Raw genomic sequence first — 19,760 nt, 5'->3', positions numbered from 1 at the left:
GCGCAGCCGCGGCAACCAGCATAGACTTGCCGCTCCGGGGAATATCAAGATCAGGTGCTTTTGCATGGATGTCGGACAGGATCGACGCCACTCGCTGGCGTCCCATCACGCCCGCCTCGCGAGCGGACGTTGGCCGGCACGCACGCAGCGGCTGCTTGAGGCATGCCATGCACAATGCGTCGACGGACTGCATGAACCCTTGCGACGATGCCTGGGCGAGTTCGAACGGCAATTGTTCGCCCTGGCCGAACGCGCGCACCGGCCCGCCGAACAGCAGGATTATTTCGCCAGCCGTCAGCGCGTGCTGCAGGATCGCGCCATGCTCGAGGAGCGCTTCATCGCCCAGCTCGGCGTGGCGCTGGGCAATCTCGACCGACCGCCCGTCAAGCCTGTCGAACCCGTCGCCAGCAAGGCATGGACCTCACTGGAGCTGCTCGATCCGGTCGAGCAGGAGCTGGACATGGCGCTGGAACAACTGGGCGCGCGCGGCGATGCACGTCACAGCAACGTATTGCATGAGCTGGGTTACCGCATGGCCGTGCTGGTGGCGATGCCGCCACTGGAAGGGGAGGCGCTGCCGCTGGGGCCGCTCGCATTGACACGGGCGTTCCACCAGGCCAGTACCGCCCTCGAGCTGCCACTGAAGCATTTCCTGTTGTTGTTGCAGGGTTTCGACCAGTGGGTCATCCAGGCGCTGGGTCCGCTGTACGACGTCCTCAACGCGCAGTTGCTGGCCGACGGGATCCTTCCGCATCTGCGCAGCCTGCCGGTACCTCGCCGCACCACCAAGCGCACCCGCTCGGCCGCAACCGACGTGGCCCCGACGAGTACTGCCGCAGCCGCCGATCCGGCGCCTGCGCCGGCCAGCGCAGGCAGCTCGCCCGGCGGCTCCATCGAGGTGCTCGAATCCCTGCGCGACCTGCTGGCCCGGCAACGCACCGACACCGCCAGCACGCCCGGCCAACCGCACGCACGCGCCGCCAGTGCCGATGAATTGCAGACCGCGCTCGGTGCCCTGCAACAGCATCTCGCCCAGGTCACCGACCACGCCAGCAAGGAACTGCGCAGCGCAGCGCGCCTGCGCGAAGAATTGCTGACCCAGCTCAACCTCGGCAAACCCGCAGGCGCGCCACCGACCCAACTGAGCGGCGAACAGGGCGACACCGTTGAACTGGTCGCAAGGCTGTTCGAGCAGGTCGGGCAGCAACTGCAGCACGGCGGCAACGCCCAGGGCCTGCTCAGCGACCTGCAACTGCCGGTGCTGCGCATGGCGGTGGCCGACCATGACTTCTTCGAGAAACGCGAACACCCGGCGCGCCGGCTGCTGGACACGGTGACCGCCGCCGCAAACGACTGGCTCGACGGCAGCGACGACGAAAGCAATCGACCGCTGGCGAACAAACTCGAACAACTGGTCAGCCGCGCCAACCAGGAACCGCCCAGCGCCGGCCTGTACACCACCCTGCTGGCCGACATCGAACACCATCTCGGCCTGCTCACGCGCAAGGCGCAAGCCGCCGAACGACGCCACGTGGAAGCAGCACAAGGTCGCGAACGGCTGGACCAGGCGCGTCACCGCGCCGGCGAGCTGATGGCCGAGCGCTTCGCCCAATCGCCCCCGCGCGGCCTGCTGCGCGCCCTGCTAGATCGCGCCTGGTCCGACGTGCTCGCACTGACCCTGCTGCGGCATGGCGAGGACAGCGACCCGTTCCGCGCCCAACTGGCGATCACCGACCAGTTGCTCGGCCGTCTGCCGGTGAGCGACCGGCTGCAGCTGCAGGTCGAGGTGGAGGCTGGCCTGCAGCAAATCGGCATGCATGCCGAGGAAGCGGTGCAGGTGGCGCAGCGGCTGCTCGGCGCGGGCACGCCCGATCCCGCCGTGGAACTGCCCAGCGCCACCGACCTGGCAGTGCGCCTGAAACACCATCAGCGGCTGGGCGAACAACAGCAATCCGCCCCGCCCGAGCCGGCGGCGGTTCGTCCGGCCGTGGTGGCGGCGCAGGCTCCGGAACCCAGTCCGCGCGAGCGCCGCATCGAACAGCACCTGCGCCAGGTGCCATTCGGCAGCTGGTTCGAATTCATCGACCCGACCACCGGGCAAATCGTCCGACGCAAGCTGGCCTGGTATTCGCCGATGTCCGGGCGTTGCCTGATGGTCAGCCGGCGTGGCCAGCGCGGCGAGGAAATGACCCTGGCCCAGCTGGCCCATGAAGTGGCCAGCGGCCGCGTGTGCGAAGTGCCGGTCCAGTCCGGCAGCCTGCTCGATCGCGCCTGGCGCAGCCTCACCGGCAGCCTGCGCCAGTCGACCGAGCCACGCCCCACCCCGCCGGAGGCCGCGCGCCGATGAACACCCCCAACCAGCGCCGCGCCGAGCGCAAGCGTGCCGGCGTCAACGCCGTCGTGACCGATACGATCAGCGGCCAGCCGATCGGTCATCTGGGCAACCTGTCCAGCACCGGCATGTTGCTGATCATCGCGCAGGCACCACGCAGCGAGGCGATCTACCAGGTCAGCATGAGCCTGCCTGGTTCGGGCCGGCTGCTGACCGAGTCGCAGCCGATCGAGATAGGTATCCAGGAGCAATGGCACGAAGCGGCGGCCAGCTCGGGGCAGATCTGGGCCGGCTACCGGATCGTGGCCATCACCGACGCCGATGCCGCGCGGCTGGACAACTGGCTGAGCCAGGCCTGACGCCTCGTTTTTTGCAGTGCCGGCGCCCGCGCGGCATCATGGGCGTCTGCTCCCCTTCCCCGTTCATCACGACCTGTTCCGGCCCTGCACACAAGCATCCGCTTGCGGCCCGTCGCCACGGCGCGTGCAGACGGACGGACTTCCCGGTCGGCCCGCCACTGCAGGAGTCCCCATGCAAGATCCATTCGCCTCGCTGTATCCGCAACACCTGGCCACCGTGCGCGAGCGCGCCGACCAGGCGCTCGCACTGGGCGGCTTCGATCATCTGCTGATCGCCGCCGGCGCGCCGCCGCGCAAGTTCATGGACGACCAGGACTACCCGTTCGTGGTCAACCCGCATTTCAAGCACTGGTTGCCGCTGACCGACGCGCCGGGCAGTTGGATCGCCTACACCCCGGGCAGCAAGCCGAGGCTGATCTTCGTGCAGCCGCGCGATTACTGGCACGTGGTGCCGCAGGCACCGCACGGCTACTGGGTCGAACACTTCGACGTCACCATCGTGCGCAGCGCCGCCGATGCGATGGCCGCCCTGCCCGCCGGTCATCGCGCGGTGATCGCCACCGACTGTCCCGCCGTCGATGGCGTCGAGACTGATGACACCAGGGCGAACAATCCGCAAGACGTGCTCGATTACCTGCACTGGTACCGCAGCTGCAAGACGCCGTACGAACTGGCACTGATGCGCGAAGCCAGCCGCATCGGCACGCGCGCGCATCGCGCCGCCGAAGCGGCGTTCCGCGCGGGCGAAAGCGAGTTCGACATCCACATGGCCTACCTCGCCAGCGCACGCCAGACCGATGCGGAGCTGCCCTACGCCAGCATCGTCGCCTTGAACGAACACGGTGCCGTGCTGCACTACACGAACTTCGATCGCACGCCGCCCGCGCACCCTCGATCGTTCCTGATCGATGCCGGCGCCAGCGCCGCCGGTTACGCCAGCGACATCACGCGTACCTACGCCGCATCGCATGCGCCCGAGTTCCAGGCATTGATCGACAGCGTCGACGCTGCGCAGCAAGGCTTCGTGGCGAAGGTGCGCGCCGGGCAGAGCTACTCCGATCTGCACATCCACGCCCACCTCGTATTGGCCGGCGTGCTGCGCGAGCATGGCTTCATCCGCATGAGTGCGGAGAGCGCCGTCGAATCCGGCGTGACCGGCGCCTTCTTCCCGCACGGTCTGGGCCATCCGATCGGCCTGCAGGTGCACGACGTCGCCGGCTTCCAGCAGAGCGAGCGCGGCGGCAGCATCGCGCGTCCGGACGGCCACCCGTATCTGCGCATGACCCGCGTACTGGAACCGGGCATGGTGGTCACGATCGAACCCGGCCTGTACTTCATCGACATGCTGCTGGCCGAACTGCGCGACAAGCCGGCCGCCGCCGACATCGACTGGGCCAAGGTGAACCACTTCAGCCAGTACGGCGGCATCCGCATCGAGGACGACGTGGTGTGCACCGACGGTGCGCCGGAAAACCTCACCAGGGATGCATTCGCGCAAAGCTGAGTCACTCGCCCGTCCGGTGGGGGGCGACTTCGGTCACGACGGCTGTTCGGATTGGACCCTTCGAAGTCGATCGCTACGAGTGCTCTGCGCGCATCTAGTCCGGCAACCGGGGCACGCCGTGCCGGTCGCGCTCCTCGATCGCGATCGGGTGCGTATCGGGCTGCGAAGGATGGGCCGCCTGCGCCAGCGGCGCGACCGCGTCGCCGCGGGCGAACGCCAGCGCATTGCGGTAACAGCGTTGTGCCTGCGCTGCATCGTCCTGCCCGGCGAACGTGTCGCCGAGGGCTTCCCACGCGGCAGCGCCCGGTGCCAGCGCCAGCGAGCGCTGCAGGTGCTGGCGCGCCTTGCCCCACAATTTCAGCCGCACGCACATGCGCCCGAGCGTGAGCAGCAGGCTGGCGTCGTTCGGATGCGCGTCCAGCCAGCCTTCGGCGCGGCGCAGGCGCGCTTCGATGTCGTCGCCGGCCAGGCTCCCGTAAGTCTCGACCAGCAGCGGCGACCATTCGCGGCGCAACGCGGACTCGACCTCGTCCATCGCCGGCAGGGTCAGCCCGAACGATGCCGCGCGGCGTGCATAGGCATCGATCACGACCGGCACGCGGCGTTGTGTTTTGGGCAGTTGCGACCACAGGGTATTGAGCGCAGCTCCGTCTGCCGTGGCGTTGATGGTGGCGACCAGCACCTGCGCTTCCAGCGCGGCATAGGCGCGGCCGCCGAGTGCGCCACTTTTCTGCAGCGGGTCGAGCGCGGCACGTGCGCGCCGCAAGTCGCCGTTGGCCAACGCCGCCAGCACCAGCTCGCGCCAGCCGCCCGGGGTCAGCGTGCCCTTGTCCGACTCGGGGACCAGCAGCGCCAGCGCTTCGGCCGATTTGCCTTCGCGGCGCAGCACGCGGGCACGCAGGACCCGCGCGGCCTGGGGTGAGGATTGCGCGGCCTGATCCAGCGCCTCCAGCGCGCGGCCGTGCTCGCCGCGGCGCGAGGCTGCTTCGGCCGAGGCCAGCAGGGCCGGGCCGCGCAGGCTGTCCAGTCGCGACGCGCGATTGAGGTCGCGCTCGGCGTCGCCGTGGCGACCTTCGATCAGCGCCACCAGGCCTTCGCCCAGACGCTGTTGGCTCAGCCGCCGATGCCGCCGCGAGAACGCACCGAACGGCCAGCGCGCCAGACGCCACAATGCGGTGAGCACCGCCCACGCCAGCAGCAGGATCAGGATCGCCGCGACCACCGTGGTTTCCACCCGCCAACCGCGCAGGCGCAGCAGCACGTAACCCGGATCTTCGGCTACCCAGTGCCAGCCGAACGCGGCCAGTGCGGCAATGACCACCAGCAGCAAGACCCAGCGCCAGACCCTCATGGCCGGACTCCACCCGTCGCGGCACTGCCGGCGTGCGCCGGTGCGGGGACCGAACTGGTCGCAGCCGGGCTCAATGCATGCACCGCGCGCAAGTTGCGCAGCTCGGCCAGGGCGGCACCGAGTTGCACCGGTGCGTTCGCCGGCAGCTGGCTGGCCAGTTGCCTGAGCGTGTCACGCGCTTGCCGCACCGACGGTGCGCTGCCGTCGAACTGGCTCGACAGGCTGGCGTCCACCCGCTGCAGCGCCGCCAGATAGGCTTTGCTGTCGTAGGCCAGCAGCGCGGCCTGCGCCTGCGCCAGGTCGAGTGCGGCAAGCTCCCGCGCGAAACGCGCGTCCGCGACCGCCAGCGGCGCACCATTGTCGCGCTTGACGCTGATCACGCCGGCCAGCGCGTGACCGATGCGCGACCAGACATCCTGCGTCGCGGCAGCCTCCGGCGCATCGATCGGCTTCAACGGCAGCATGGCCAGTTCGCCGCGCAGTGCGGTCAGTTGCTGCAGCGCGCTGGCCTGGCTGGCCGGCTGGCTCTTCGCCAGTGCTTCGCGTTCGGCGTTGATACTTTGGCGCAAGCCGCCGAATGCACCGTCGTTGACGGCGGCCAGCGTCTGGTCGGCCAGCGCGTAAGCGGCGGCGGCACCTTGCGCGTCGTGGAACAGCGTGTAGCGCTCGGCGCCCATGCGCAGCAGCGATTCGGTTTCGTCCAGCAACATCGCGTCGTGACCGGACAGGCTTTTTTCCGCGAGCTTGGCCACGGCATCTTCGAGCTGGCGCGTGCGTTCGCCCTGGCCAAGCAGTTCCTCGCGCAGCGAGCGATTGACCTGGGCGGCATCGTCCAGCCGCTGGTTCAGGCTGCTGCGCTGGTCGCCGAGCGTGGCCAGCGTGGTTTCCAGCGTGCCCACCCGCTGCTGCAGGTTGCTCACGCCCGCACTGTCGGCGGCACGACCTTGCTCCTGCTGCCATTGGCGCCAGCCGACGTAGCCGGACGCCGCGAGCGCAATCAGCGACAGCAGGAGGGCCAGCGCAAGGCTGCCACCGCGCGTGCGCGGTGCCGGCCGCGCCGCCGCGGGTCGTGGCGCCCGTGCCGGCAACGGATCGACCAGCGCGGGATCAGGATGGGCGCCCTCGGGCGCGGCGGGCTCGTTCGGCTTGTCTGCGTTGCTCATGCGCGCATGCTAGCAGCCCATACGCCCGCGTTCGTAGCACGAACTCGTGAAGACTTCAGCGTGCGCGCCGTGCAGCATCGAGCAGATCGGCCGACAGCGCCGAGCCGGCCAGCACGATGCGGACAAAACCGGCGGCGCGGGCAGCAACGGCCAGACGCTCGCTGCTGACCACCGCAGTCGCCGCACGCAACCGCGCCCACGCCGGCGCAGGCAACAACTGCTGCAGGTTCTGCAGTGCCTCCGCACTGGACAGCAGCACGCGCGCCGAGTCGGGCAACCGCAGCAGTGCATCGATGTGGCGACGGTCCAGCCGTGGCGGCACCCGTCGGTACACATGCACTTCGCGCAGCTGCGCACCTCGCGCGGCGAGCTGTTCGCGCAAGACACCGCGGCCGCCGGGGGCACCGATCAAGGCGACCTGGCGCCCCTGCAGATCCTGCAGCGCGGCATGCGCGAGCAGGCCTTCACTATCCTGCCGCGACGGTGCCAACGGCGCGTCGATACCGAACCGGCGCAGCGCATTGGCCGTGCCCTGCCCCACCGCAAGCACCATCGCTTTCGTCTGCAACGACGTCAACGCAGCGGCATGGCGCGCGGCCGCCGGACTGGTGAAGACCACCAACTCATCGGCCAGTGCCGCCTGCAAGCCGGCGCGCGCAGCAGCTTCATTCGCCGCGCCACGCAGGGCCAGCCCGGGCAGCAGCAGGGGCACGCCGCCGAGCGCGCGCACGTGCCGCGCCAATGACGCCGCCGTACCCGCGGGACGGGTGATCACCACGATCCGGCCGCGCAAGTGTTCGCTGTCCACGGGAACCTCTCGCCGCATTTGCACACCGTATCCGGCCACTGCGATGGCTCCAGTGTAGCGGCCGCCCTACACTGGGCGGTCCCTCTCTCCCCAAGGACCCGATCACGTGACCACGACCGACCACGCCGCCGCGCAGGCGCGGCAGCTGATCCAGTTCATCCGCGACGAAATTCCGCTGGCCCACGCGATGGACCTGCAACTGGCCCACTGCGACGACGACATGCTCAGTCTGAGCGCGCCGCTGGCGCCGAACGTCAACGACAAGGGCTGCGCATTCGGCGGCAGCCTGGTCAGCCTGATGACGCTGAGCGGCTGGGCACTGGTGGAATTGGCGCTGCGCCGGCGCGGCATCGACTGCGACGTGTTCGTGGCCGAATCCAGCGTGCGCTATCTCGCGCCGTTGTGGGGTGATTTTCGCAGCGACGCGCGACTGCCCCCCGACGCCGAATGGGCCACCTTTTTCAGTACGCTGGCTGCACGCAACAAGGCCCGCATCAGTGTCGACTGCGTGGTGCATGGCGATGACGGCAAGCCTGCCAGCACGCTCACCGCACGCTACGTCGCCAAACGCCGGGGCTGAACCGCCAACAGTCGATTGAGGCAGAATGGCCGGGTATTCACCGGGGGAGGACCCACCATGCGCCGCATCCTGAACCATCTCGCCGCACTGTCCACTCTGTCCGTGCTGCTGCTTGCCGGCTGCGCCACCCAGACGCGCAGCAACACGCTGACCACCACGCTCAAAGCCTACGGCAGCACGTTGCGCTGGGGCAATTTCCAGAGCGCAACGCAGTTCATCGACCCGGCCATCCGCAGCGCCCATCCGCTGAGCCGGCTGGACCTGGCGCGCTACCAGCAGGTGCGTGTGAGCGAATACGACGATGGTGCCGGCCCGGTGCCGGACGGTGAATTGGGTGCGCAGCAAACCGCACAGATCAGCGTGATCAACATCCACACCCAGGCCGAACGCACCATCGTCGACCACCAGACCTGGCGCTACGACGAAAAGTCCAAGCACTGGTGGCTGACCAGCGGCCTGCCGGACATCACCCAGGATTGAAACAGGATGCCGCATGCCGATCGCGGCATGCCCGTATAATCGCCGGTTTACCCTGAGCGGCGCGCCCGGCGCGCGAAGTGGACTGACGATGAACGATTTCCTGCACAAACTCCCCGAATTCATCGGCCATCACGTGGCCTTGTCGGCGCTGTTCGTGATCTTGCTGCTGGCACTGATCGTCATGCAGATCAGCACGCTTTTCAGCAAGGTCAGGGAGCTGACCCCGGCCGGACTGACCGCGCTGATCAACCGCGAAAACCCACTGCTGATCGACCTCTCGTCGATCGCCGATTTCGAGAAGATGCACGTACCCGGCGCCAGGCAGGTGGCCATGAGCCAGTTCGATCCGGAGAAGAAGGATCTGGCCAAGGCGAAGGAATTGCCGGTGGTGGTGATGGACAAGGACGGTCGCGGCAACTCGGTCAAGGCCGCGCAGCGACTGGTCAAGGCCGGCTTCGTCAAGGTCCATACGCTGGGCGGCGGCGTGCTCGCGTGGCATGCGGCTCAGTTGCCCGTTGCCAAAGGCAACAAGTAGCAGAAACGAGTGAAGAGGAGTGAGGAGTTAGAGAAAGGCGCGCGTCGCTTGGCTCTTCTCTGAGCCCTCACTCCTCTTCACTCACTCACTTCTCGCATCATGGATGCCTGCGCGCCCGGCGATGATCTGCGCCAGCACGTCCGGCGCGTATTCGAACGAGTCGTAGTACAGCCGTTCCTCCGGCAGGCCGGCGGCGAGGAACAGCGGATGCGCGGCATCGACCATCGCCGGCGGCCCGCTCATGTACAGATCGTGGCCGGACAGATCGGGGCAGTCCGCCAGCACCGCCTCATGCACCAGCCCCATGCGCAGACCCGTCGCCTGCTCCCCGACGGCATGTTCAGGATCGGACACCACCGGGTGGAACCGCAGGTTCGGCAGCTCGCGCGCCCAGTGCTCGGCCAGCGGGCGCAGGTACAGATTCGCCATCGTGCGCGCGCCCCAATACACCTCCATCGGCCGGCGCGTACCCAGTGCGATGAAGTGTTCGACGATCGCCTTGACCGGCGCGAAGCCGGTGCCCCCCGCCATGAAGATCATCGGCCGCTCGGAATCCTCGCGCGGCACGAAGGTGCCCAGCGGGCCTTCGATGCGCAGGTGATCGCCGATCGCCAGGGTATCGTTGACCCACGACGTGAAGCCGCCGCCGGCGACGTGGCGCACGTGCAATTCGATCATGCCGTCGGCCTGCGGGCCATTGGCGACCGAGAACGGCCGGCGCTTGCCGTCATCCAGCAGCACATCCAGATACTGGCCCGGCAGCCGGTTGAGCCGGCGCTCGCCGTGGGCCGGCAGCAGGCGCAGCCCGATCACGTCCGTCGCCAGCCGCCACTTCTCCGTCACCACCATGCCGAGCTGGCGCCGTGCGATGTCCTCCACCGAGGTCACTTCGCGCGCCTCCAGCAGCAAGTCACTGGTCGGCACCGCCTGACACAGCAGCACCGCATGCTGCGCCAGCGCACTGGCGCTCAAGGCCAGTGGCGGATTGCGCGGATACTCGCATGCCCCCTGCAGCAAGGTCGCCTTGCAACTGCCGCAAACTCCCGCACGACACGAATAAGGCAGCGCCACGCCGGCACGCTGCGCCGCTTCCAGCACGGTTTCGCCAGGCGCCACCGAGAACCGGCGGCCGGAAGATTTGAGAGTGACGGTATGCACCAGGCACATTGTCGCGGTGATCGCAGCGGACAACAATGCGGGGTCGCCCTGCAGGAATCAATCATGAGTATCTGGAAACAACCGACCGACCTGGCGCGCCTCAACGGCTGGAGCGCCAACACCATGATGGAGACGCTGGGCATCCGCATCACCGCGGTCGGCGACGATTGGCTGGCCGGCACCATGCCGGTCGACCATCGTACCCACCAGCCGTACGGCCTGCTGCATGGCGGCGCCTCGGTGGTGCTGGCCGAGACCCTTGGCAGCACCGCCGCCATGCTCACGCTCGATCCGGAGAAGGAAGCGGCCGTGGGCCTGGACATCAACGCCAACCATCTGCGTGGCGTGCGCAGCGGCATCGTCACCGGCACCGCCCGGGTGTTGCACCTCGGCCGCACCACCCAGGTATGGGAGATCCGCATCGAGAACGAGGACGGCGCACTGGTGTGCATCTCGCGCATCACCATGGCGGTGATCGCCTCGCGCGTCGTGAACCTGCGTTGATCATGCCTTCCCGCGAACGGCCTCGCCTCACCTCGACCCCCTCGCCCGGCCGCAAAGGGCGCCTCGTTTCATGACGGCGAACTCGCCTTACGCCGACCTCACGCCCGATCTCGTGCTCGACGCGGTCGCTGCCTGCGGCTTGTGGCCGGATGGCCGCCTGCTCGCCCTGAACAGTTACGAGAACCGCGTGTGGCAGGTGGGGCTGGAACAGGTCGGAGCGGAGCGGACGCAGCCGGTGATCGCGAAGTTCTACCGACCCGGTCGCTGGAGCGACGCGGCGATCGCCGAGGAGCACGCCTTCGCGCAGGAGCTGGCCGACGCGGAGCTGCCAGTCGTCGCGCCACTCGTCTTCGATGGCCACACGTTGCTGCATCACGGCGGCTTCCGCTACGCCCTGACCCCGCGCCGCGGCGGCCGCGCGCCCGAGCTGGAAGCGCTCGATCAACTGCAGTGGCTGGGCCGACTGATCGCACGCATGCACGTGGTCGGTGCGCGCGCGCCGTTCGCCCATCGCGGCAGACTCGATCGCGACACGATGGTGCGACAGCCGATGCAGGCGGTACTCGACTCGTCGCTGCTGCCCGCCTCGTTGCATACGAACTACCACGCTGCGGCAACACGGCTGGATGCCGCCATCGACGCACGCATGCAGGCAATCGGCCCGCTGCGACAACTGCGCCTGCATGGCGACTGCCACCCCGGCAACCTGCTGTGGACCGACGCCGGCCCGCATTTCGTCGACTTCGACGACGCCCGTACGGGGCCGGCCGTGCAGGATCTGTGGATGCTCGCCAGCGACGAGCGCGCGATGGACGCCGTGCTCGAGGGCTATCGGCAGTTTCGCGATTTCGATGACGCCGAATTGATGCTGATCCCGGCCCTGCGCGGCATGCGCCAGTTGCACTACGCCGGCTGGATCGCCGCACGCTGGCACGACCCGGCATTTCCCGCCGCATTCCCGTTCGCCGCCGAATCGCGCTGGTGGGAACAGCATCTGGCCGATTTGCATGAACTGGCCGACGAGCTTGAATAGTTCCCTCATCAACCGTAGGAGCGATTCAGTCGCGATGCTTTACCGGCACGCCTGTCGCGACTGAAGTCGCTCCCACAGAAGTCACCTTTGCCATTCACGTCATTCCCCCACGGAGTTCCACATGCGCACCACCCTGTTCCGCCTGATCGGCGTCCTCGAAATCGCCGGCGGCTTGTATGGTCTTGCGGCGATGCTGCATCGACTGTTGCCGTTCGGTGCGCACGACAGCCTGATCGCGCTGATCGGCCTGGCGTTGTACGGGTTCGTGCTGGCAGCTGGCGTGCAGTTGATCGCCGGCAGCGAACACGGCGTGCGCATGTCGCGCTGGGCGCAATTGCTGCAACTGCCGCTGATCGCGCTGCCGGTCTTCAGCTACGCGCTGCATTGCGGTGCCTTCGTGAACGTGTTCGCCACGTTGCAGGCCGCGCCGCGGCTGGGCATCGACTGGCACCTTGGCAGCCAGGGTTTCGTGCTGGCAGTGGCCGGCCCGTCGGTGCCACGGCTCGGCATCAACCTGCTGGCCCTGCTGTCGTGGCTGGTGCTGCGCCTGCGCTGACGCCCGGCAACGCGGAAGAAGGTTGGGGAAGGGCCACCAGCTATCATGGCGGGATGAATACTCCCGTCGCGCTGCCCGTCATCCGCCTCAAATCCGACCGCAACCCCGGCCATCCGTGGGTGTGGTCGGCACAGATCTACAAGCCGGAATCGAAGTTGCCGCCGGGCAGCGTGGTCGAGGTGCAGGATGCGAAGGGGCGCTTCGTCGGTCGCGCGTTCTGGAACGGCCATGCGCGCATCGCATTGCGCCTGCTCGACACGCATCCCGACGCCGGCATCGATGCCGACTGGATCGCCGCACGCATCGCCCGCGCGGTGCAACTGCGCCGCGACTGGTTGCAGCTCGACAACGTCAGCGATGCCTGGCGCGTGGTGCACAGCGAAGGCGATGACCTTTCGGGCCTGATCGTCGACCGCTATGCCGACATCCTGGTGATCGAGTATTTCGCCGCCGGCATGTGGCGTTTCCGCGAAGCGATCCACGCCGCGCTGCTTGCCCATTTCCCCGGCGCGCAGCTGTACTGGTTCGCCGAGTCGCACGTGCAGAAGCAGGAATCGTTCGACTGCCGCAGCCCCGACGTGCCGGCCGCGTTCGAGGTGCACGAGCACGGCCTGCGCTTCCATGCCGCGCCGGGCTCGGGCCACAAGACCGGCTTCTTTGCCGACCAGCGCGACAACCGCAAGCGCTTCGCCGAACTGGCCAGGGGTCGCCGCGTGCTCGACCTGTGCTGCAACGCCGGCGGTTTCGCCGTGCACGCGATGGCAGCCGGCGCGCGCGAAGCGGTCGGCGTGGATCTCGACGCGGGCATCCTCGACGTCGCCCGCGCCAACGCCGCGGCCAACAACGTGGCCGTGACGTTCGAGCAGTCCGACATCTTCGACTGGGTGCGCGCCGCAGTGGCGCGCGGCGAACGCTACGACGCGGTGATCCTCGATCCGGCCAAGCTCACCCGCGACCGCAGCAAGGTGATGGACGCGCTGAAGAAGTACTTCGCGATGAACCGCATGGCGCTGGACATCATTCCGCCGGGCGGCCTGCTGCTGACCTGCTCGTGCACCGGCCTGGTCGGTGAAAGCGAATTCCTGGAAATGCTGCGCCGGGTCGCGCTCAACGCCGGCCGCGAGATCCAGGTGCTGGAAGTGCGCGGCGCCGGCGCCGACCATCCGTTCCGCACCGACGTGCCGGAAGGCCGCTATCTGAAAGCGGTGTTCTGCCGCGTGGATTGATCCGCTGCGCAGCGGTCGCCGCTCGGCTCACGCCGAATTGACCGCTGCTGCGCACACTGCGCAGCATGGTCAGCACGCCGAGCGAGATCGACCCCGAGCTGCGGCGCGAGGCGCGTGCCGTCGGCCTGGTGTATGTCACCGACGCGCAACCGGGCATCCGACGGCGGCGGCACGGCAAGGGTTTCGGCTATCGCAGCGTCGACGGGAAACCCATCAGCGACCCCGACGAACTGCAGCGCATCCGCGCGCTGGCGATCCCGCCGGCGTATGCCGACGTATGGATCTGCGCCAATCCGCGTGGCCATCTTCAGGCCACTGGCCGCGACGCGCGCGGACGCAAGCAGTACCGCTACCACGCGCATTGGCGCCAGCTGCGCGATCATGGCAAGTTCGATCGGGTACTGGCGTTCGGCGACGTCCTGCCGGCGCTGCGACGCCGGGTGCGCCGCGATCTCGCGCGGCCCGGCCTGCCGCGCGAAAAGGTCCTGGCCCTGCTCGTGCGCCTGCTCGACGACACCCTGATCCGCATCGGCAACGAGAGTTACACACGCGCCAACGGCAGTTATGGACTCACCACCCTGCGCTCACGCCACGTGCGCGCCGAGCGCGACCGGTTGCGCTTCGCCTTCCGCGGCAAGAGCGGGCAGGAGCATGAAGTGGAACTGAGCGACAAACGTCTGGCCCGCATCGTGCACCGCATGCAGCAGCTGCCGGGCCAGCGCCTGTTCCAGTATCTGGATGACGACGGCCGGCGCCAGCCGATCGACTCCGGCGAGGTCAACGCCTACCTGCGCGACGCCTGTGGCGAAGACTTCAGCGCCAAGGACTTCCGCACCTGGGGCGGCACCGTGCAGGCCGCTGGCGCGCTGGCATGCACGCCACTGCCGAAACAAGGCGGCGAACGCGCCCGCCGCGCCGTCCTCGCTGCCGCAATCAAGCAAGTCGCCGCGATTCTCGGCAATACGCCGGTAGTGTGCCGTGCCTCGTATATCCATCCGCAGATCATCGAGGGTTGGCAGGACGGTAGCCTGGCGCGTGCGATTCCCGCCAACGCCGCCACGCATCCACGTCAGCTGGAGCAACGTACGCTGCGATTCCTGCGCTGGCGCCTGCGCGCGGCAACGCGCGGAAGCTCCACGACTTTGTAGGAGCCCGCTCGCGGGCGATGCTCCTGCTTCCCTGCATCAGAGCAGGAGCATCGCCCGCGAGCGGGTTCCTACAGTGGGCAATCAGCCCTTGCGCGGCAGCCGTCCGCGCAAGGAATCGGCATCGAACGGGCCGGGTTCGGCGATCAATGCGCGCGCGGCTTCGACCTGATCCCACGTATTCCACAGCAGCACGCCGCGCACGCGGCCGGCTTCGAGGTAATACACCACGCCTTCGCGGTTCGGCTCGCGCCAGTCCTCGACCACCTTCAGTCGCGTATCCAGCAGGCCGACCGCTTCATAGCCGAGATCGAACAGGTCGGAATAGAAGAACGGCAGCGTGGTGTACGCCTCCTCGACGCCGGCCATCGCGCGGCCGGCGAGCCGGCCCATGCCGACCGCCGCGTCCTCATGTTCCACTCGCAGGCGCCGGCCCAGTGCCGGGCTGTGGAAGTTGGCCACGTCGCCGGCGGCCCAGATGTCCGCATCGCTGCTGCGCAGATGGGCGTCGACCACGATGCCATTGTCGACCGTGAGTCCGGCCTGCTCGGCCAGCGCGGTGTCGGGCGTCACGCCGAGGCCGGCCACCACCGCTTCCACCCGCAACACCTCGCCATCGGACAGTTCCAGTTCCACGCCGCCGTCGGTCTTGCTGCCGCCGATCACCTTGATGCCACTGCGCACGTCCACGCCGTGGCTGCGGTAGTAGTCGTCGAGGTAGCTGGTCAGTCCGTCCGGATAACGCCCGGCACCGATCGCCGGGCCGGGAAACAGCATCGTCACCTTGCAACCCACGCTGCTCAACGACGCCGCCAGCTCGCTGCCAATGAAGCCGCCGCCGACCACGGCGATGTAGGCACCGGGTTTGGCATAGCGGCGCAGCGCCTGGTAATCGTCCAGCGTGCGGAAATGGATCACCCGCTCGCCGCCGTCGAACGGCAGCCGCCGCGGGGTCGCACCGGTGGCCAGCAGCAGCCGGCGATAGCGGTAGGTATCGCCGTGGTCATCGCGCGCGATGCGCGCCACCCGGTCCAGCGATTCGATGCGGCGGCCCAGGTGCAAGGTCGCGCCGCTTTGCGCGGTGGCCAGGTCGATGTCGGCCGGCGACTTGTCGCCCTTCCACAACGCCTTCGACAGCGGCGGCCGCTGGTAAGGCGGATGCGGCTCGTCGCCGACAATGCCGATATCCGCCCCGGCATCCACTTCATGGATCGCCTTGGCCGCCGCATCGGCAGCCATGCCGGCACCGATGATCAGGTAATCGTGGACATGTTCCATAACTTGTCTCCCGGGCCAACGGATTGGCCCATCATGCACCGCCCGAGCGGCGGTCAGGTGAAATCCAGGCGCAGCCGGTGAGACGGCTCGACGTACACTGGATGCATCGGCCCTGGAAAACGTTCCGTGCCGCTCAACGTACACTGAGCCGAATCACTGTCGGAAACATTGACTTCATGCCACTGAGCATCGTTTTTACTTTGGCTGCTTCAGCCTTCGTCATCGGCCTGATGGCCGGCGCGGTCGTTGCCTACCTGGTATTCAAGGTCCGATTTTCAAACATCGAAGATGCGCTGCGGCGGGAAAAGGATGATTTATCCGCTCGCCTTGCACGGGTCGAGGTCGACGCTCATCGTGTTCCGGCACTGGAACAGCAATTACGTGACGCCAGCAGCGATCTCGCGGCAAAGCGCGAAACCATCGCGGGGATCGCAAGCCAGATAGAGGCAAGCAACAGACAATACGCGGACATCCAGATGCGGTTCGATGCGCTGAACCGAAGCCATGAGGAGCTTGGCGTCAAGAGGTCGGCATTGGCCGAGAGCCATGCCCGTTTGGAGCAACAAGTTGAGTCGGCCAAACTGCGCGAGATCGAAACAAGCAAGTTGTTGAACGACACCAAGGAGGCCATGGCCAGTGAATTCAAGCTGCTGGCAGGCACGCTGCTGGAGGAAAAGGGCGCGAAACTTGGAGAGCAGCAAAAGGAAACATTGACGTCGCTGCTCCTTCCCTTCAGCGAAACGCTCAAGGACTTCAAGTCGAAAGTGGAGCAATCGCGTGAAGCCGACCTGACTGCGCGCGAAGGATTGATTGCGCAGATCCGCCATCTCACCGAACTCAACCATGACATCGGCGCCAGGGCTCAGTCACTGACAGACGCCCTGCGTGGCGAAAGCAAGACCCGGGGCATCTGGGGCGAACAGGTTCTGCTGAAGCTGCTCGAACTTGCCGGGCTGCGCGAAGGCGTGAACTTCCGCGCGCAGGCCAGTCACCGCGAAGAGGGATCCAGCGCAAGGCTGGTTCCCGACGTGGTTCTGGATCTGCCGCAAGATCGCGCCATCATCATCGACTCCAAAGTGTCATTGGTGGCCTACGAGCGCTATGGAGCGGCCCAAGACGAGGATGGGCGCACGCAGGCGCTGAAAGAACATTGCGATTCCGTCAAGCGGCACATCAAGGATCTGTCGGACAAAAACTACCCCAAGCTGTACAACCTCAGAAGCGTGGATTTCACGCTGTTGTTTGTTCCCATCGAAAGCGCGCTCATGCTTGCCAGCGAAGCAGAGCCGGAGCTGGCCCAATACGCGCTGGAACGTCATATCGCGCTTGTTTCTCCCAATACGCTCTTCACGGTATTGCGCACGATCGAGTACATCTGGCGCCTGGAGAAGACCACGCGCAACATGGAGAAGATCGTCAAGCGCGGCACACAAATGTACGACGCGGCGAGGAAATTTGCCGAACATATCGTGGCCATCAACGACAGCCTGGCCAAGGCCACGGCGGCGGCCCAGGAAGCGGAGAAGGCGCTGAACGATCCAAGCCGGGGTCTGGTTCGCCAGGCAGAAAATCTGCGAGGACTCGGCATCAAGCCCAGGAAGGGAATGCCCGGAAGGCTCTCTGCGGGCGACGCAAGCGACGACTCCATGGACACTTCCGATTCGCTGGATCTCGCGGGGCCGTCGCCCGGGGACGATGGGATCGGCTCCGACATCGCCAGTGTCGACTGAGCGTCAGCGCTTCCACCGAAACACATCCTCCACGCCCACGCCGAACGCGTGCGCAATCCGAAACGCCAGCTCCAGCGACGGCGCGTACTTGCCCGCCTCCAGCGCGATCACGGTCTGCCGCGTGATGCCGCAGGCATCGGCCAGCGCCTGCTGGGTCATCTCGCCGTGCTCGAAGCGCAGCTTGCGGATCGTGTTGTCGATCGGCGTGCCGGTCATGATCCGCGCCGGTCGCGCCAGTAGGCCACGCCGGTCACGGCGTATTCGAGCAGGCTCGACGCGATCAGGCCGGTCATCATCAGGTTGGACACCGCCATCGGCCGGGCCCATGCGAGGTGATCGAGCGGCGAGAACGCGAACATCACCGCGATGCCGAGCACGAACACCGACAACCCGATGCGCGCCCAGCTGTTGGCGCGCGCCCGAATGCCGCGGTCGCGCTCGTCCTCTTCCACGGTATCGCGCCAGCGCTTGCGCAGCACGCGCATCACCACCAGCCAGACGACGACGAGCATGCCGACGTGCTTGCCGATGGCCGAGGCTTCCGGCGCCATCGTGCCGTCGGCGGCCACCATCTGCGAACCGCGCAGCGCATAGTAGAGAAGGATCGCCGCGGTGAAGATCAGCCCGATCCACGCGCGCTGCTCGCCCGGCGACACCGGCACGGCAAGCTCGCTGGTTCTCGCCGCCGCGGCAGACTCCTGCATCGTCGCCCAGAGCAGGTACCAGACGAGCCAGGCCCCGGCGAGCATGGCCAGTCCGCCAGGCCAGCCCAGGTCGATGTCAGGCAGCACGAACAGCAGGTAGAACGCGAGAATCGACAGCGGGATCAGGACGGCGTAACGCAGGGATCGAGGCATGATGTCTGCTCCACAGGACGTAATGTACGTTATACATTACATCATGTCCTGTCAACGCGACCTGCAGACGCGCGCCCCGCGCCGGCCAGCGCAAGGATCCGCTGTCACGCAGACGCGATTTGACGCGGCCGCTAAACTGGCGTTTCCGCATATCGAAGGCATCCGCATGAGCGACCAGCCCCATCCGAAAGACGTCAGCCAGGAACAAGCCGAAGAGGCCGTGCGCACGCTGCTGCGCTGGGCCGGCGAAGATCCGGCGAGAGAGGGTCTGCTCGACACGCCCAAGCGGGTGGTCAAGGCGTATCGCGACTGGTTCTCCGGCTACGAATCCGATCCGGGCGACTACCTGCGCCGCACCTTCAAGGAGGTGAACGGCTATGACGAGATGGTGGTGCTGCGCGACATCGAGTTCGAGAGCCACTGCGAGCACCACATGGCGCCGATCATCGGGCGCGCCCACGTCGGCTATCTGCCGACCAACCGCGTTGTCGGCATCAGCAAGCTGGCCCGCGTGGTGGACGGCTTTGCGCGCCGCTTCCAGGTGCAGGAGAAACTCACCGCGCAGATCGCCCAGTGCATCCAGGAAACCCTGCAGCCGGCCGGCGTGGCGGTGGTAATCGACGCCAGCCACGAATGCATGACCACCCGCGGCGTGCACAAGCGCGGCGTGTCCATGGTGACCAGCCAGATGCTTGGCACCTTCCGCGACGATGCGCGCACCCGCGCGGAGTTCCTGCAGTTCATCGGCATCCACGGCGGCACCCGCTGAACGTGCGGCTGGCCGCCACGCTGGCGCTGCTGCTGGCGGCGTCGGCCGTGCTGGCGCAGGAAACGCGTTCGGAATACCTGCAGATGTTCGACGGCGATGGCGACGGCCGGGTCAGCGAGGCCGAATACCTGGCGTACATGGATCGGAGCTTCCGCAGCGTGGACAGCAACGGCGACGGCATTCTCGAAACCGGGGAGCTGCCCGGCCATCGCGGCCGGCCGATCACGCTGACCGACTTCCAGGACAACCTGCGCCGCCAGTTCCACAAGCTCGACCGCAATCGCGATGGCCACCTCAACGCCCGCGAGCTCACCGCGCCGCCGCGCTGAGCCTCGCCGGTTTTCGCCTGCCTTTTCAGGGTCGCGCGGCAGTCGGAGTTCGCGCAGGTTCCT

The 19,760-nt window shown here is 67.4% G+C and carries 21 protein-coding genes; 14 read left to right on the top strand and 7 right to left on the bottom strand.

What is annotated here, in order from left to right:
• Positions 1 to 64: 64 nt before the first annotated feature.
• From CIW53_RS01415 to pepQ, 3 genes are all read left to right on the top strand, one after another.
• A complete protein-coding gene (locus CIW53_RS01415) occupies positions 65 to 2,347 on the top strand; it encodes a DUF1631 family protein (protein ID WP_149362918.1) in 2,283 nt (760 codons plus the stop codon).
• The gene (locus CIW53_RS01410) at positions 2,344 to 2,691 is read left to right on the top strand and encodes a PilZ domain-containing protein (RefSeq protein ID WP_149362917.1); all 348 of its coding nucleotides are present in this window, start codon (positions 2,344 to 2,346) and stop codon (positions 2,689 to 2,691) included. Before CIW53_RS01415 ends, CIW53_RS01410 begins: the two co-directional genes overlap by 4 nt.
• Before the next feature lie 172 nt (positions 2,692 to 2,863).
• Positions 2,864 to 4,195 (top strand): Xaa-Pro dipeptidase, encoded by a 1,332-nt coding sequence (gene pepQ, locus CIW53_RS01405; protein ID WP_149362916.1) that lies wholly within the window; start codon positions 2,864 to 2,866, stop codon positions 4,193 to 4,195.
• Positions 4,196 to 4,289: 94 nt separating this feature from the next.
• Here pepQ and CIW53_RS01400 read toward each other — a convergent pair whose 3' ends face one another.
• The 3 genes from CIW53_RS01400 to CIW53_RS01390 are packed head-to-tail and all read right to left on the bottom strand — an operon-like array spanning position 4,290 to position 7,535.
• A complete protein-coding gene (locus CIW53_RS01400) occupies positions 4,290 to 5,546 on the bottom strand; it encodes a heme biosynthesis HemY N-terminal domain-containing protein (protein ID WP_149362915.1) in 1,257 nt (418 codons plus the stop codon).
• A complete protein-coding gene (locus CIW53_RS01395; protein WP_149362914.1) occupies positions 5,543 to 6,709 on the bottom strand; it encodes a uroporphyrinogen-III C-methyltransferase in 1,167 nt (388 codons plus the stop codon). The genes CIW53_RS01400 and CIW53_RS01395 overlap by 4 nt, the downstream gene beginning before the upstream one ends.
• A 55-nt stretch (positions 6,710 to 6,764) precedes the next feature.
• Complete coding sequence (locus CIW53_RS01390) at positions 6,765 to 7,535, bottom strand: uroporphyrinogen-III synthase (protein ID WP_149362913.1); 771 nt, start codon at positions 7,533 to 7,535, stop codon at positions 6,765 to 6,767.
• A gap of 88 nt (positions 7,536 to 7,623) precedes the next feature.
• Between CIW53_RS01390 and CIW53_RS01385 the strand changes: the two genes are divergently transcribed.
• The 3 genes from CIW53_RS01385 to CIW53_RS01375 all read left to right on the top strand — a co-directional run bounded on the left by CIW53_RS01385 (position 7,624) and on the right by CIW53_RS01375 (position 9,112).
• A complete protein-coding gene (locus tag CIW53_RS01385; protein ID WP_149362912.1) occupies positions 7,624 to 8,097 on the top strand; it encodes a YiiD C-terminal domain-containing protein in 474 nt (157 codons plus the stop codon).
• A 57-nt stretch (positions 8,098 to 8,154) separates the two neighbouring features.
• Positions 8,155 to 8,577 (top strand): hypothetical protein, encoded by a 423-nt coding sequence (locus CIW53_RS01380; protein ID WP_149362911.1) that lies wholly within the window; start codon positions 8,155 to 8,157, stop codon positions 8,575 to 8,577.
• An 88-nt stretch (positions 8,578 to 8,665) separates the two neighbouring features.
• Positions 8,666 to 9,112 (top strand): rhodanese-like domain-containing protein, encoded by a 447-nt coding sequence (locus CIW53_RS01375; RefSeq protein WP_149362910.1) that lies wholly within the window; start codon positions 8,666 to 8,668, stop codon positions 9,110 to 9,112.
• Positions 9,113 to 9,193: 81 nt separating this feature from the next.
• Here CIW53_RS01375 and CIW53_RS01370 read toward each other — a convergent pair whose 3' ends face one another.
• The gene (locus CIW53_RS01370) at positions 9,194 to 10,270 is read right to left on the bottom strand and encodes a 2Fe-2S iron-sulfur cluster-binding protein (RefSeq protein ID WP_242451728.1); all 1,077 of its coding nucleotides are present in this window, start codon (positions 10,268 to 10,270) and stop codon (positions 9,194 to 9,196) included.
• A gap of 63 nt (positions 10,271 to 10,333) precedes the next feature.
• Between CIW53_RS01370 and CIW53_RS01365 the strand changes: the two genes are divergently transcribed.
• The 5 genes from CIW53_RS01365 to CIW53_RS01345 all read left to right on the top strand — a co-directional run bounded on the left by CIW53_RS01365 (position 10,334) and on the right by CIW53_RS01345 (position 14,737).
• Positions 10,334 to 10,774, top strand: coding sequence for a hotdog fold thioesterase (locus CIW53_RS01365; RefSeq protein WP_149362909.1), 441 nt, complete (start codon positions 10,334 to 10,336; stop codon positions 10,772 to 10,774).
• A gap of 70 nt (positions 10,775 to 10,844) precedes the next feature.
• Positions 10,845 to 11,807: a serine/threonine protein kinase gene (locus CIW53_RS01360; protein ID WP_149362908.1), complete on the top strand. Its 963-nt coding sequence runs from the start codon at positions 10,845 to 10,847 to the stop codon at positions 11,805 to 11,807.
• A gap of 121 nt (positions 11,808 to 11,928) precedes the next feature.
• A complete protein-coding gene (locus tag CIW53_RS01355) occupies positions 11,929 to 12,363 on the top strand; it encodes a hypothetical protein (RefSeq protein WP_149362907.1) in 435 nt (144 codons plus the stop codon).
• Between the two features lie 53 nt (positions 12,364 to 12,416).
• The gene (locus tag CIW53_RS01350; protein ID WP_149362906.1) at positions 12,417 to 13,589 is read left to right on the top strand and encodes a class I SAM-dependent rRNA methyltransferase; all 1,173 of its coding nucleotides are present in this window, start codon (positions 12,417 to 12,419) and stop codon (positions 13,587 to 13,589) included.
• 65 nt (positions 13,590 to 13,654) lie between these two features.
• Entirely contained in the window at positions 13,655 to 14,737 is a 1,083-nt protein-coding gene (locus tag CIW53_RS01345) for a DNA topoisomerase IB (RefSeq protein WP_149362905.1), read from the top strand.
• Between the two features lie 81 nt (positions 14,738 to 14,818).
• On the opposite strand, the gene CIW53_RS01340 is transcribed toward CIW53_RS01345, so the two are convergent.
• Positions 14,819 to 16,012 (bottom strand): FAD-dependent oxidoreductase, encoded by a 1,194-nt coding sequence (locus CIW53_RS01340; protein ID WP_149362904.1) that lies wholly within the window; start codon positions 16,010 to 16,012, stop codon positions 14,819 to 14,821.
• A 176-nt stretch (positions 16,013 to 16,188) separates the two neighbouring features.
• On the opposite strand from CIW53_RS01340, the gene rmuC reads away from it, so the two are divergent.
• Complete coding sequence (rmuC, locus tag CIW53_RS01335) at positions 16,189 to 17,742, top strand: DNA recombination protein RmuC (RefSeq protein ID WP_172969555.1); 1,554 nt, start codon at positions 16,189 to 16,191, stop codon at positions 17,740 to 17,742.
• Between the two features lie 3 nt (positions 17,743 to 17,745).
• Here rmuC and CIW53_RS01330 read toward each other — a convergent pair whose 3' ends face one another.
• Entirely contained in the window at positions 17,746 to 17,958 is a 213-nt protein-coding gene (locus tag CIW53_RS01330; RefSeq protein WP_149362902.1) for a helix-turn-helix transcriptional regulator, read from the bottom strand.
• Entirely contained in the window at positions 17,955 to 18,599 is a 645-nt protein-coding gene (locus CIW53_RS01325) for a hypothetical protein (RefSeq protein ID WP_149362901.1), read from the bottom strand. Before CIW53_RS01325 ends, CIW53_RS01330 begins: the two co-directional genes overlap by 4 nt.
• Positions 18,600 to 18,765: 166 nt before the next feature.
• Here CIW53_RS01325 and folE point away from each other — a divergent pair, with 166 nt between their 5' ends.
• Positions 18,766 to 19,368 (top strand): GTP cyclohydrolase I FolE, encoded by a 603-nt coding sequence (gene folE / locus CIW53_RS01320; RefSeq protein ID WP_149362900.1) that lies wholly within the window; start codon positions 18,766 to 18,768, stop codon positions 19,366 to 19,368.
• Between the two features lie 2 nt (positions 19,369 to 19,370).
• Positions 19,371 to 19,697 (top strand): EF-hand domain-containing protein, encoded by a 327-nt coding sequence (locus CIW53_RS01315; RefSeq protein WP_149362899.1) that lies wholly within the window; start codon positions 19,371 to 19,373, stop codon positions 19,695 to 19,697.
• Positions 19,698 to 19,760: the final 63 nt, after the last annotated feature.

It is taken from the genome of Rhodanobacter sp. T12-5, from assembly GCF_008329435.1.
In the GTDB taxonomy this organism is placed as follows: Bacteria; Pseudomonadota; Gammaproteobacteria; order Xanthomonadales; family Rhodanobacteraceae; genus Rhodanobacter.
Note: the sequence above shows the minus strand (reverse complement) of the source record. Positions and strands in the feature narration are given on the sequence as shown.

What these genes read in the sequence shown, in the direction of transcription:
- CIW53_RS01415 (WP_149362918.1), top strand. Translation starts at nt 65, where the DNA reads ATGGATGTCGGACAGGATCGACGCCACTCGCTGGCGTCCCATCACGCC.
- CIW53_RS01410 (WP_149362917.1), top strand. Translation starts at nt 2,344, where the DNA reads ATGAACACCCCCAACCAGCGCCGCGCCGAGCGCAAGCGTGCCGGCGTC.
- pepQ (WP_149362916.1), top strand. Translation starts at nt 2,864, where the DNA reads ATGCAAGATCCATTCGCCTCGCTGTATCCGCAACACCTGGCCACCGTG.
- CIW53_RS01400 (WP_149362915.1), bottom strand. Translation starts at nt 5,546, where the DNA reads ATGAGGGTCTGGCGCTGGGTCTTGCTGCTGGTGGTCATTGCCGCACTG.
- CIW53_RS01395 (WP_149362914.1), bottom strand. Translation starts at nt 6,709, where the DNA reads ATGAGCAACGCAGACAAGCCGAACGAGCCCGCCGCGCCCGAGGGCGCC.
- CIW53_RS01390 (WP_149362913.1), bottom strand. Translation starts at nt 7,535, where the DNA reads ATGCGGCGAGAGGTTCCCGTGGACAGCGAACACTTGCGCGGCCGGATC.
- CIW53_RS01380 (WP_149362911.1), top strand. Translation starts at nt 8,155, where the DNA reads ATGCGCCGCATCCTGAACCATCTCGCCGCACTGTCCACTCTGTCCGTG.
- CIW53_RS01375 (WP_149362910.1), top strand. Translation starts at nt 8,666, where the DNA reads ATGAACGATTTCCTGCACAAACTCCCCGAATTCATCGGCCATCACGTG.
- CIW53_RS01365 (WP_149362909.1), top strand. Translation starts at nt 10,334, where the DNA reads ATGAGTATCTGGAAACAACCGACCGACCTGGCGCGCCTCAACGGCTGG.
- CIW53_RS01360 (WP_149362908.1), top strand. Translation starts at nt 10,845, where the DNA reads ATGACGGCGAACTCGCCTTACGCCGACCTCACGCCCGATCTCGTGCTC.
- CIW53_RS01355 (WP_149362907.1), top strand. Translation starts at nt 11,929, where the DNA reads ATGCGCACCACCCTGTTCCGCCTGATCGGCGTCCTCGAAATCGCCGGC.
- CIW53_RS01350 (WP_149362906.1), top strand. Translation starts at nt 12,417, where the DNA reads ATGAATACTCCCGTCGCGCTGCCCGTCATCCGCCTCAAATCCGACCGC.
- CIW53_RS01345 (WP_149362905.1), top strand. Translation starts at nt 13,655, where the DNA reads ATGGTCAGCACGCCGAGCGAGATCGACCCCGAGCTGCGGCGCGAGGCG.
- CIW53_RS01340 (WP_149362904.1), bottom strand. Translation starts at nt 16,012, where the DNA reads ATGGAACATGTCCACGATTACCTGATCATCGGTGCCGGCATGGCTGCC.
- rmuC (WP_172969555.1), top strand. Translation starts at nt 16,189, where the DNA reads ATGCCACTGAGCATCGTTTTTACTTTGGCTGCTTCAGCCTTCGTCATC.
- CIW53_RS01330 (WP_149362902.1), bottom strand. Translation starts at nt 17,958, where the DNA reads ATGACCGGCACGCCGATCGACAACACGATCCGCAAGCTGCGCTTCGAG.
- CIW53_RS01325 (WP_149362901.1), bottom strand. Translation starts at nt 18,599, where the DNA reads ATGCCTCGATCCCTGCGTTACGCCGTCCTGATCCCGCTGTCGATTCTC.
- folE (WP_149362900.1), top strand. Translation starts at nt 18,766, where the DNA reads ATGAGCGACCAGCCCCATCCGAAAGACGTCAGCCAGGAACAAGCCGAA.